Below are 11,815 nucleotides of genomic sequence, written 5' to 3'. Positions count from 1 at the left end.
GTATTCACGAACGGCTCTTCTAGAAGCTGATCCGTTTGAGACCGCAACAAGATTGGAAGAGGCACAGTTTCACCTCGAGAGCCTCTACACCGTGACCGTGCGGTCCTCCAATCTGTCGCTGTTGAATTTCCTGTCATGATGTTCCTTAGGCTCCTGATCCTGTGCGTTTTGTTGCCAGCCACCGTGCAAGCTGGTGCAATTCGATTAAAAGACCTGGTGGAGTTCGATGGAGTCCGGGGAAATGATCTGGTCGGGTATGGTCTGGTCGTGGGGCTGAATGGAACCGGCGATAGTTTGCGAAATTCACCGTATACCGAAGAGATCATGTCCAACATTCTGGAGAGGTTAGGTGTGAACGTCGCGGGTGAACAATTTCGTCCCAAAAATGTGGCGGCAGTGTTGGTCACGGCAGCCCTTCCACCATTCGCGCGGGGCGGCGGCCAAATTGATGTCACTGTCTCTGCAATCGGTGATGCGAGCAGTCTTCTAGGCGGCACTCTGATAATGACGCCTCTGAATGCAGCGGACGGTCAGATCTATGCAGTTGCCCAAGGTACAATCATCGCTGGCGGTGCCGTTGCCGAGGGCGACGGTGCCAATGTCACGCAAGGCGTGCCGACTGCCGGAGTCATTCCTTCTGGCGCGCGCGTTGAAAGAGAGATCGAATTTGACCTATCCAGTTTGACCAACTTGCGGCTTGCACTTCGCGACGCGGATTTTACAACTGCTGCACGTATCGAACAGGCAATAAACTCCGACTTTGGGAGGCCGGTGGCGTTTATGCTCGATTCCGGTACGGTCCAATTGGACATACCCGAGACAAGAATGGCGTCAGTAGCTCACGCCTTGGGACGCATTGAAAACATCTCAGTGTTGCCGGAACGCAAGGCAAGAGTAGTGGTTGATCAGCGTTCCGGTACTATTGTTATGGGCGAGGACGTTCGAATATCGCGTGTAGCCGTATCACAAGGCAACCTAACTTTGCGAATACAAGAGGCTCCAATAGCGGTTCAGCCGAACCCATTTGCAGAAGGTGAGACCGTAATTGTGCCCCGAACGAATGCCGAAATCGAAGAAGAGCCAGGCATTGGTTTGGCAGAAATACCCGTTGGTACGTCCTTGTCAGAGGTTATTTCCGGTCTCAATGCTCTCGGTGTATCTCCCAGAGACATGATAGATATTCTTAAGAGTATTAAGGCGGCTGGCGCATTGCATGCGGAGTTTATAGTTCGTTAGCGTGTTTTGCACTTGCCTTTAAAGTCGGACTCCCCGCATTTACTGCCATATCAGCAAAACCGTGCGACGCGGACATGATCCATCGGCAGAGAGGTCAGCGCGCCTGATTGGTAACTAGACCTACTACAGCTGCCCAGATATGTTGTTTGCGAGTTACGAGCATGTGTGTAGTTTGCACTTCCTATTGTCCATGATGAACGAACAGAAAAATACCCCAAACTGTACAGATGTTTATATCGTGATGTGAGACCTTAAAACTCCTTCTAGTTTAAGCCGGTTCTTTCCCAAGCATTGGAGAACGAATACGAGGATGTCGCGGTTCACCGAAGAACAGTTCATCGCGATGATCAAAGAGCAGGAAGCAGGGCTTCCAGCGGCTTAGGTGTGCCGTAACCATGGCAACAGCACTGCGTCGATCTACAAGTACCAATCGAAGTTTGGCAGGCTGGATGTGTCAAACGCGCAAACTGCAAGCGCTTGAAGATGAGAAAACAAAGAAGCTGCTGGCTGAACGGATAGGCACACGCCGCTCGATGGAGGTGCCCACGACCATCAATGAGCGTTGAGGCTTGGACTTCGTTTCGAACACATTCGCGGACGAGCGCCGGTTCCGCGTGTTGGCCGTCATGGATAACTTCAGCCGGGAATGCTTGGCGCTTGTTCCGGTCACATCGCTACCGGTTGTGCGGCCGATGCGCGAGTTGGACGCGATCATTCAAGTGCGCGGGATGCCGAAGACAATCGTCGATGACATTAGGGCAGAAGCGACCAGTTCGACGGTGCTCAAATGGTGTACAAAACGAAGATTGATTGGCATTACTTCGCCCTTGGAAAGCCAACACAGAATGCCTTCATCGAGAGCTTCAACCGAAGCTTTCAGTACGAATGCCTGAATGAATCCCCGTTCTCGTCTCTCGCAGACGCTCAAAAGGAGACCACCAAATGGAAGGAGAACCACAACCAAAACAGGCCACATTCGTCGTTGAGCAATCTCAAGACCAACGAGTTCGCGGCCAAAAATACACGCGCAAAAGCAGACCGCATAATGCCAGAAATCAACCACGAGGTCTAATAGGCTGGAGGAGACTTGGGTCTCAGATCACAAGCCATACAACGCGCCGGTTTCAAACATCGCCGCCCGCCTTCCAGTCTCTCTATTACGGTGCCATTGGAACTCTTGACCCAGTCGAAAAAAACAACTGGACAGAGCTGACGTCAAAAAACGGCGTCAAAGGAGGGCAAGCTAGGGTTAATGACGAACAAGCCAAATCCAGTTCGCAAAACCTACCCAGGTTTTATGATTTCATGTCAATTTGGTTTTCTTTACCTCGTTCGAAAAATCGTTCTTAGCAATATCGATTTTTCTTCACCGCAAGTGGCATAAGGGTTTTTACGCACAAGAAAGAAAACCGTTGTTTTCGTCCAAATCACTTAGGAAAAGCAGTACGGCGTTTGCATCCATCGGGCGAGCCAACCCAAAACCCTGCAAGAAACGACATCCAATACTTCGCAACACTTCCGCATGCTCCAACGATTCAACACCTTCGGCGACAACGTCGACGTCCAGCATGTTACCAATTCCGACTATTGTTTTTACGAGGTTTCTTTGACGCTTAGATCTAACAATCGGTTCAATCAAAATGCGATCAATTTTCAAGCGGTTTGGAGCAACCTGCAACAAACTTACAATCGAAGCATGACCACTTCCAAAGTCGTCAATCTCGATTTCGATACCCATTTGTTCGATCTTTCTCAAGTTTCTTTCAATGGTTTCGTTTTTTGAATCCAAGAAAGCAGATTCAAGAAGTTCAAACGAGATTTTTCCCTTGGGTAAATCCAAAGGTTTCAGCCTATCAATCAACGTGGGATCATTTAGTCTATGCGAAGAAACATTTACCGACACCCTTGGAACTTCAAAGCCTTGTTCCTCCCACTTCTTAAGATCGCGCAGAGCTTTTCTTAGAACTAATTCATCGAAATGAGCTACCAGCCCCATGTCCTCTGCTGTGGCAAGAAATTCTTCCGGCATGATCAAGCCATATTCCTTACTTTCCCAGCGCACGAGTGCTTCCAGCCCGGTTAATCGCAGTGTTTTTGCATCAAACTGTGGCTGGTAATGGCAGGTAATTTCACCATGATCAAAGCCGGCCAAAAGCGCATCGAAAGAGTTTTTGCGGCGGCGTGCTTCCTGCTTCATTTCTGTCGTAAAAAACCGGAATCTTCCGCGACCTGCTTTTTTTGCCGCGTAGAGAGCTAAGTCCGCATCAATGAAAAGCCCATTATTCAACGGCTCCGAAGGCTCCGAAACTGCAATGCCAATACTAGTGCCGATGTTGCATTGTTGAGACCCATAATAAAAGGGTTGCGACATATGGTTTATTATACTCTTGGCCGTCTCCACCAAAGCGCAATTGTCAGGTGCGTCGAACATAAGTGCCACAAATTCATCGCCTCCCACGCGGGAAACAAATGCTTCATCTGGAACATTCTGTTTAAGCACTTCTGCGGCATGTTTCAGAGTAGCGTCACCGGCGTCGTGGCCAAGTGTATCATTGATCTGCTTGAAGTGATCGATGTCAAAGTGCAAGACAGCCGTTCTGAGTGCTACGTGGTCGGCTCCCTTTGCTAATTTTGTGAAAGCGTCATCCAAAAACCTTCGGTTTGCCAAACCCGTCAAGACATCGTGCCTGCTCTCATACTCTAGGCGTTCCCGCGCAAGTTCCAGTTCCTGTGCTCTCTCATAATCCTGGGTAACGTCAAAGTTTACACCATAATACCTTGGACCATGTTCAGCATCTTGAACAAACTTACCGCATGTACGAATGTGTTTCACCGTACCATCCTTGTTCAGATGCCGGTAATCGCATTCAATGTCTCTGCCTTGCTCCAAACGTTCTTGCGCAAGCGCCAAAGTGGCTTCGCGGTCATCAGGATGGATATACCCACCCCAATCTGTAGAACTTCTGATGTTGACCTTGTCCTCAATACCAAAAAGCTCAAGCATTCGATTGTCCCAATAGGCATAGTTCGCGCCGACATCAAATTCCCAACGTCCCATACCTGCAGCCTCCATCGCTGTCTCGAGCCGCTCAGCCATCCGATGTTTTTCCTGTTCCACAGTTTTGATATCGGTTATGTCAGTGTCTGTTCCGATAATCCGTGCAGGTCGGCCATTCTTGTCGCGCCGCACGACGCGGCCACTGCTCAAAAACCATACCCAATGCCCGTCAGTGTGCTGTTGACGAAATTTGTAGTTGATAACATCGCTTTCACCGGTATCGAGACGTCTAAGTGCCTCCTTAATGTGATCGATATCCTTTGTGTGTATCGTGGCCAGCCAAGTCTTGTTTGACGTGGGAAAGGGATCTTTTGGTTTGAGTCCACGCAATTCGCGCCAAGTATTTGAAACGAAGTGCCGGTCTCTCTCGAAGTCGTGATCCCAAACCGCCTGATTGGCACACAAAATAGCGGTTCTCCAGCGCCATTCGCTCTCTGCCAGATCAAGAATATCACGCGATGTACTTGATTGACCTTGAGCATTCGATATGGGTTCTCGCGGCCTGACTGCGTGAAATGCGCCGCCTTGTTCTCTCTCATCGTCAAATTGAACGCACTGAAACAAGCAGCCAACAAACGAATTTCGATCATTTTTCAATTGCGAGACAGAGTATTCGTAGATCCCGGATTGGCCGCTGACCATTACATTGGCAATAGATTTTTTGCGGCCACTAATATCCGTTGTGAAGTCCCGTTCCCAAATCTTCGTCGTTTCAGCAGACAGAACCAAAGACTGAATTTCACGCCCAATCAGACCTTCGCCATCCCCTCCGACCAACAAATCGATTGCGCGACTGTTAGCATAGCGAACCAAGTGATCCGAGCATACGAAGAACGCCGGCAGAGCCAGCGCATCAACCAGCAACTCAACAGTAAACCCTTCACCTGCGTTGTACATGGCGCGCATCAAAGCTCTCACAACAGTTGCAAAAGCAGTAGGTGTTGGCGTTTAAGGTCCCGTTATCAGGTAAAAGTCTAAACACTTTAACGGTGAAAACGATCACATCCCAGTAATCGCTTCCGCCGACTCTCACGACCGTAAAAGCATTGCAATAACGGTCGGTGCGGTCATATTCTGTGTTATTAATGTTTTGAACGTATTTTCTTTGCAAAGAAAAATCGCCGCGGCAAAAACCAACCGGTGGTAAGTATTTTCAAAACAAGTGTGGTGGAAGATAACTATGTCAAATGAAGCGGTTGAACCGATCACATGGCGCCCTTTGGCATTGGACGACATCACAAATATTGCGGAATGGTTCTGGGATTTTCAGGATGTCGCCTTATTTGATCGGTCGCTGCCAGTCCCTACCAGCGTGGATGCACTGCGCAAGAGCTGGGGCAAATCCATCGAGTATCAGAAATCGCCTTGCGGACATTGGTTCATTGCTGTGGCCGGTGACGGGCAACCGCTTGGGATCGCGGGTTTGGAATCAGTCAATTACATTCAGGGCGACGCCGTCATGCCATTCTTTGTTTCCCAGGCCTTTCGCAAGAGAGGATTGGCATCTGCAATGGCAGTGTCTGTTTTAGACCTGGCCTTTAAAAGGCTTCGGTTGCATAGAGTTACAACATTTTATAGAGACGACAACGCCGCCACGAAACGCGCCTTGGCAAAGCTGGGGTTTTCCGAAGAAGGCAAGTTTCGTGAAGGTTGGTTCTTTGAAGGCGTGAGAAAAGATATTGTAATCGCTGGCATTCTTGGCAGGGAGTGGATAGCCAGCAGGGAGCAGGTCATTGAAACGGTGACAAAATCCTGCGATCTTTCATTTATGCCGACTTGCTGGAAAGAGGAACGTGAGTAGTACCGAACAATCATCTGGTTCCAGGAGAAACCTCAGACGGCGGCTGGTTGCAATCGCCTTTGCCGATGTGGCGAATTTCAGCACAATGATGAGCGTAGACGAGGTTCGCACAACCATTTCGGTGACCAACCGGCTGGAAAAGTTTCGCGAAGCCATCCGCGGCTATTCTGGGGAGTTCAAAGGGTCTGCTGGCGACAATGCATTCATGGTTTTTGAAAGCGCCGTCGATGCTGTAACCTTTGCGATCGAAATGCAAAAAACGCTGGCAATCGAAAACGAAGGTCTTCCGGAAAGCCAGCAAATCTGGTTCCGGTTCGGTATTAATCTCGGCGAAATTCTCGTCAGCGGTGATGAGATTACCGGCGAGAGCATCAACATAGCAGCTCGGATCGAGGCATTTGCCTCCCCCGGGCAAGTCTGTATTTCCGGCGCAGCCTATGACCATGTCAGTAACAAGCTGGAATACGGATACGAATATCTCGGCGGCCAGGACTTCAAGAACATCGGACGGACGATTGACGTCTTTCAAGTCCATGAAAATCCAACCACAGCAGCGATGACGCCAGGGCTGCGTCGGAACCTTGAAAACTCAGCCGAATTCAAAGAGCGTCCCGTCGCCAACCAATCCATTGTTGTACTGCCTTTCGGGTTTCAGGGCAGCAATTCAGATGATCAATGGTTTGCCGACGGTTTGACCGAAGACGTGACGACGAACCTCTCAAGGTTCCAAGAGTTTTTCGTGATCGCGCGCGGTTCGGCAAACATGTACATGGATCGGTCCAAGTCCCCCGCACAGGCAGCCCGAGAATTGGGTGTGCGCTATGCGGTCGACGGCACGGTACGCAAAGCTGGTTCTAGAATTCGCATCACACTGCAATTGCTTGACGCTCTACAGGATCGCACCATTTGGGGCGAACAGTATAACCGCGACGTAGAAGATATTTTCGACCTGCAGGATGAGATCACCCAGATTATCGTCACTGCCACGGCTGCAAGGATCGAGGCAACAGAACGGGACCGGATGCGTCTCCTGCCCCCTGCCAACCTGATGGCCTATGGGTTTGTTCTCAAGGGACACCGACATGTGTTGAAATACACCCAGCCTGAGGTGCGGCACGCGCGTGATCTCTACGAAAACGCAATTGGTAGCGACGCGCGATACGCGCGCGCCTATGCTGCGAAATCGCGTACCTTTAACCTGGATTGGCGCTATGACTGGGCCGAAAAACCCGATCTGGCGTTGGATGATGCATTGGTTTTTGCCCGTGAAGCCATTGATCTGGACGAGTCGGACGCGCGCGGATTTGGCGAGCTTGGATTTGCGCATCTCTATCGAAAGGAACATGAGCAAGCCATCAATGCTTATGCCCGTGCCTTGAAACTCAACCCGAACGACGCCGATCTAATGTCAGATATGGCAGATGCATTGGCCCATATGGGTCGGTCAGAAGAAGCGGTTGATCTTCTTCAAAAAGCCATGCGGCTGAACCCATTTTACCCAGACCAGTACATCTGGCACCTCGGGGGGGCCTATTTTAACCTCAAACAATACGAAAATGCGATCAGCGCGATCCAGACAATGCAAAACCCGACCGAAGGGCGCCGGATCCTGGCGGCAAGCTACGCGCATTTGGGCAAACTCAAAGAAGCAAAGGCTCAGGCGGAGCTTGTCCGGCAGGCACACCCAAATTTCTCGGTCGACAGATGGACATCCGTGCAACCGGACTTGTACGAAGAAGACGCACAGCACTTTTTGGACGGCCTCAAACGCGCAGGCCTCTAACCGCGACCAGCGCTATTTTCTAGTCGCTGGCATCGCCGCGCGCACCACTGATCCGAGCACCAGATACGCGTGCGCCGGAAACGCGTGCGCCGGAAACGCGCGCGCCGGAAACTCTTGCCCCTGAGACGCGGGCACCTGAAACGCCGCTTGCGCCATCGCCGAGCATCATGCCCAAAAGGACATCCTGAAACTTGCCCTGATCAATGTCCAGACGCACGGTCTCGTCGGTTTGTTTGACAGTCCAGGCGAGCAGGCTTTCGTAAAATTTCTTTTCTTTCGGGTTGGGTCCCGGCACATCGACGGTCGATGCTGCCTTGCCTTTTGTGCTCATCATGAACAAAACAGGCGTTGCGATATCATAATAAATACCATCGTAGGTAAATCCATAGATGCGTGCGAACTGGTTCTTTTCCTTGCTAAATGTGGTCGCCGTGCTCAGGCCTTTTTTAATGATCGCCAAGTCGTCGACTTCGCGGCCGAACAGAACAATAGATGCGGAAGTAAAGAGAGATTCTGACATTATGATTTTTCCTTTCAAGAGCGAAATCTGCTCTCGTTCAGTCGATTGCAATTATTAGTTAACGCATTCTTCATTTTCAGTCCATTGGAACCATAGTTCGGACAGAATTTGCATGACTGTCTTTTCCGAGAGGCTCCAGTTGGGGGCCCACATCGACAAATCCGATGTCGCGCATTTTGAAGTTGCCCCGGATCAATTTCTCGAAACGCCCGCCCGTGTGGGTCCGATCCACTTCCAGAAAGATATCCGCGATATCCACAAAATTTAGGTCCTTTCGGCTCAGTTGTTGCCAAGTGTCCGCCAAGTAAGTCCCGAGAATGTCACGCGCATCCAACAACGCGAGTTTGAATTGGTCCGGATGATCAGCATAAGCCGCGTCGAAAAGCTCCTGCATCACAGGCGCGTATTGAGCGGTGGCCAGCAACTCATCCGAGAGTTCTTCCATTTCGGGAGAAATAGCCCCGTAATCCAATAGCATTTCGTGAAACAGATCGACCAGTATATCAAAGAATGCCCCGGTCAGCGGCTGTGAGAGGTGGTGTTCCTTGACCCAGCCTTTGGCGAATTCGCCAAGACGTTTGTCATTTGCCGCGATCCTGATTTGTTTGTTTTGCGAAAGTTCCGCTACGCGATTTACGGCGTTCAGCATGTAAAGGTTACCGCTGGTGTTTTCCAACAAAAGATCAACCAACGAATTAAAATGCAGCGAAGAGATGAGAGCCACAAGATCTGCGGCACTCTCGTGGAAACCAAAGTATTCACCCGTCACATTACTCGGATCAGGCACACCCACTTCGGAATAGATGATGGCGTGACCCAGTTCATGGGCGATCACGTCGAAATTCAGACTGAAAGGTTTCAGGCTACCCGTGGATCGGTCCCCGCCCATCTCGATAAATCCATACCCAGAGTAAGCATTTTCAAGCGAATGCAAGATCGTCAATTCCATGCGGTCGTGGGTCTTGTCACTTTGCCACGGGATTTCGCGACCAAAGTAGTCTTCCCAGATGTCCATGACGAAGCGCACAGTTCCAAACAAATGAGCCGTTTCAAATTGTGGCGTTCCGGGTTCCAGATAGTCGAAATGGCCTTCTGCATCTGGCATGGCCAAAGGTTCAATCCTCCCCTTCCAGGGCGGTGCCACCACATCTTGGCCGTTAGGCGAAATGCCATAGGGCTCCTTCTTTCCAATTGGAAAAATGGTATACATCCGGTCATCGGACGGACCTGGCGCAAGACTGCCAGCGGGCGAAGACACCTCTATGATTTCAGGTTCCGCAAAGTCGTCAAGAAACTGCGGTTGCGGGAAGATTTTGAACCGTGTTCCTGTCATGGCGTTGTAGCCCCCTGCATTTTCCCACGCCTGCAATGGCTATCGCAATAAAACGCGCCCGTCTATTCATCCAGAAAACTAACACTCTTCGCAAGCTGCTGCACTCGGGCTGGAGTGTCTGTTTTTTCCGCGGCGCGTTCACGCCAGATTTGTGTGGCATGCTGCCAGAGATCGGTTTCCTCGAAGTGGTAGGTCACGTCAGGTGCCGCAAAATCGCCCCGCACCAAACGATCAATTAATAGTTGCGCGTCAAGTTGCTTTTGGTCAACTTCGTGTATTTCGACCCAAGATTTCAGTTCATGAGTTTCTGTTTCGGACATAATGTCCATGTCGATTGCTGCAAAGACACTGTGCCAAGTTCGTGACTTGTAGAATTGCGCCTTTGCTTGGTCTTCCAGCCAGCACGCTTGATGTGAACGGATTTTGCCAACATGCAATGCTGCATTGAGTGTTGCTCGGACATTGACCATTGCAACGGTCAATGCCGGGTACCCGACCTCTTCTGGCCCATGCAAAAGTGCCACTTCGTCATCATCTTCCAGGACTTCATCGCGATATGCGTCAAAGATCTTGCCGACGCCGATCATGCCAAAGGCGTGCAATTCCGCGGCCCGCAAAGCGCCCATGCTTGACGCGCCAAAGACGGGAATGCCTTGCGCCATCGCCCAGAGAATTTCCTTATGCCAGACCGATGGCACGCCTTCGAAAAAACCGTCAATGATGCCAATTGCGGCGGGGCGGTCCAGCGCAGCCATAAATAGGCCGCCCTGCTGGATGGGGCGTCGAAGGTCGAATACCGACGTAGCAGGCAGAGACAATCCGGCGATCGAGGGACCGGCAAAGAGCGTGATCATTCTATTTCTCCGGACATCGCCCGCGTCGCACGGGTGCCTTTGATGTACGCCTCGTCGTCATGGGGAGCCTCCAGCCCTGGAATGATCGCGCGAACGACCGGGATGTCAAATTCCTCTCGCGTCAAGTTCACAAGGGCGATTTCCTCAATTCCTGCTTCTCTTAGCTTTGCCTTAAGCCAATCGAGATCCGCCTCAAGCGTTTGGTTCACAACCCCTTCTATGTCGCTTATCTTGCGCAGACCCTCTCGCCCATCCAGCAAGGCAGCAAAGGCATCGATTTTTTGCTGGCGTCCCTCGGTCGTGTACTCATTGTGAAACAGGTCCTCGCGAGCACCAGTTATGTAATTGAGCCGCGTTTGCGCCGCCTCGTTCATGGCACGGTGCAATGCGGTATTTGTGTCAAGATGGCTGCCCGATCCAAGCCCCAGATGCCCGTCCGGTGCATCGGTCTCATAAATGATGCATAGAACTGTCGGGACACCGATGTCCGACGTCACGTCCCAGAGCGCGCACTCCAATCCGGCATTGGCGAATTTCTCGAGAGTCGCAATGTGAGTTGGATCTGTCACCGAGGCGGGGTCCAGCCGCGTCGCGCGCTGCGACTCGGACGGCAAGTGGTGCCATACCGACAGCGCGTCGCGCTCGACCACCTCACAAATTGCATGACAGGTTGCCTCCAAAAGGTGGTTTCCAGACGCCAAGCCATTTGTGCTTGCCGGAAAATAGCCACAGTCGGAGGACAAAGGGTGTGTGTAGTCCGCATGAACCATTTCCAGCGGAACAAGCTTTTGGGTATCATTCATAAGGTCGGTGGCCTTGACCCAGTGCATGCGTACCGTTGCCTTTGGGTCTGGTCCGGGTGTCCGAGGCAAACGGGACAGGTCAATCATTTGATGTTTCGCCAACAAATCAGCGGCGCTGGCGTAGTAGACTTCGCCTTCAAAGTGTTCTGCATGCCAGATTTCGATCGCCTCCATCAAGGCGGAGGCCTTGGCGTGGTCATATGTGGCACCTTTGCCCTGGGATATTGCAATGGACCGCGCGTTAGGTCGCACGGCTATCGCAACCGGAACGGAGACGCGGTCCAACCCGGTGACATTGGCAATGCGCGTGATCCCAAAACTGTGTTTTAATGGGAGAATGCGCTTGAGTGTCGCGTCAATGGTGCTCACCCGATGGGAGCCATTCAGCAATTGTTTTTCAGGGCTGTCTTTGAAATCCATTGCTGCA

9 protein-coding genes are annotated in these 11,815 nt (G+C 51.2%); 4 read left to right on the top strand and 5 right to left on the bottom strand.

The window, feature by feature from the left end; translation table 11 throughout:
- The first annotated feature begins 135 nt into the window (after positions 1-135).
- Positions 136-1,236 (top strand): flagellar basal body P-ring protein FlgI, encoded by a 1,101-nt coding sequence (locus AB8B75_RS18640; RefSeq protein ID WP_405364324.1) that lies wholly within the window; start codon positions 136-138, stop codon positions 1,234-1,236.
- A gap of 787 nt (positions 1,237-2,023) precedes the next feature.
- Positions 2,024-2,308, top strand: a complete 285-nt coding sequence (locus AB8B75_RS18635) for a transposase (RefSeq protein WP_405364323.1) — start codon at positions 2,024-2,026, stop codon at positions 2,306-2,308.
- Between the two features lie 318 nt (positions 2,309-2,626).
- Here the strand turns inward: AB8B75_RS18635 and AB8B75_RS18630 are convergent, their stop codons facing one another.
- Complete coding sequence (locus AB8B75_RS18630) at positions 2,627-5,200, bottom strand: putative bifunctional diguanylate cyclase/phosphodiesterase (RefSeq protein WP_405364322.1); 2,574 nt, start codon at positions 5,198-5,200, stop codon at positions 2,627-2,629.
- A 274-nt stretch (positions 5,201-5,474) separates the two neighbouring features.
- Here AB8B75_RS18630 and AB8B75_RS18625 point away from each other — a divergent pair, with 274 nt between their 5' ends.
- Together AB8B75_RS18625 and AB8B75_RS18620 are read left to right on the top strand one after the other, a co-directional pair.
- Positions 5,475-6,095: a GNAT family N-acetyltransferase gene (locus AB8B75_RS18625; RefSeq protein WP_405364321.1), complete on the top strand. Its 621-nt coding sequence runs from the start codon at positions 5,475-5,477 to the stop codon at positions 6,093-6,095.
- On the top strand, positions 6,088-7,878 hold the full coding sequence (locus tag AB8B75_RS18620) for an adenylate/guanylate cyclase domain-containing protein (protein ID WP_405364320.1): 1,791 nt from the start codon (positions 6,088-6,090) through the stop codon (positions 7,876-7,878). Before AB8B75_RS18625 ends, AB8B75_RS18620 begins: the two co-directional genes overlap by 8 nt.
- A gap of 19 nt (positions 7,879-7,897) precedes the next feature.
- Here the strand turns inward: AB8B75_RS18620 and AB8B75_RS18615 are convergent, their stop codons facing one another.
- The 4 genes from AB8B75_RS18615 to AB8B75_RS18600 form a co-directional block, all read right to left on the bottom strand.
- Entirely contained in the window at positions 7,898-8,398 is a 501-nt protein-coding gene (locus tag AB8B75_RS18615; protein WP_405364319.1) for a hypothetical protein, read from the bottom strand.
- 76 nt (positions 8,399-8,474) lie between these two features.
- On the bottom strand, positions 8,475-9,731 hold the full coding sequence (locus tag AB8B75_RS18610; protein ID WP_405364318.1) for a hypothetical protein: 1,257 nt from the start codon (positions 9,729-9,731) through the stop codon (positions 8,475-8,477).
- Between the two features lie 62 nt (positions 9,732-9,793).
- Complete coding sequence (locus AB8B75_RS18605; protein WP_405364317.1) at positions 9,794-10,585, bottom strand: TfuA-like protein; 792 nt, start codon at positions 10,583-10,585, stop codon at positions 9,794-9,796.
- On the bottom strand, positions 10,582-11,808 hold the full coding sequence (locus AB8B75_RS18600; RefSeq protein WP_405364316.1) for a YcaO-like family protein: 1,227 nt from the start codon (positions 11,806-11,808) through the stop codon (positions 10,582-10,584). The genes AB8B75_RS18605 and AB8B75_RS18600 overlap by 4 nt, the downstream gene beginning before the upstream one ends.
- Between the last annotated feature and the right edge of the window lie 7 nt (positions 11,809-11,815).

This window comes from Roseobacter sp., from assembly GCF_045106495.1.
Taxonomy (GTDB): Bacteria; Pseudomonadota; Alphaproteobacteria; order Rhodobacterales; family Rhodobacteraceae; genus Roseobacter.
This window is presented reverse-complemented; position numbering and strand designations above follow the sequence as displayed.

What these genes read in the sequence shown, in the direction of transcription:
- AB8B75_RS18610 (WP_405364318.1), bottom strand. Translation starts at nt 9,731, where the DNA reads ATGACAGGAACACGGTTCAAAATCTTCCCGCAACCGCAGTTTCTTGAC.
- AB8B75_RS18600 (WP_405364316.1), bottom strand. Translation starts at nt 11,808, where the DNA reads ATGGATTTCAAAGACAGCCCTGAAAAACAATTGCTGAATGGCTCCCAT.
- AB8B75_RS18615 (WP_405364319.1), bottom strand. Translation starts at nt 8,398, where the DNA reads ATGTCAGAATCTCTCTTTACTTCCGCATCTATTGTTCTGTTCGGCCGC.
- AB8B75_RS18630 (WP_405364322.1), bottom strand. Translation starts at nt 5,200, where the DNA reads ATGCGCGCCATGTACAACGCAGGTGAAGGGTTTACTGTTGAGTTGCTG.
- AB8B75_RS18625 (WP_405364321.1), top strand. Translation starts at nt 5,475, where the DNA reads ATGTCAAATGAAGCGGTTGAACCGATCACATGGCGCCCTTTGGCATTG.
- AB8B75_RS18605 (WP_405364317.1), bottom strand. Translation starts at nt 10,585, where the DNA reads ATGATCACGCTCTTTGCCGGTCCCTCGATCGCCGGATTGTCTCTGCCT.
- AB8B75_RS18635 (WP_405364323.1), top strand. Translation starts at nt 2,024, where the DNA reads ATGGTGTACAAAACGAAGATTGATTGGCATTACTTCGCCCTTGGAAAG.
- AB8B75_RS18640 (WP_405364324.1), top strand. Translation starts at nt 136, where the DNA reads ATGATGTTCCTTAGGCTCCTGATCCTGTGCGTTTTGTTGCCAGCCACC.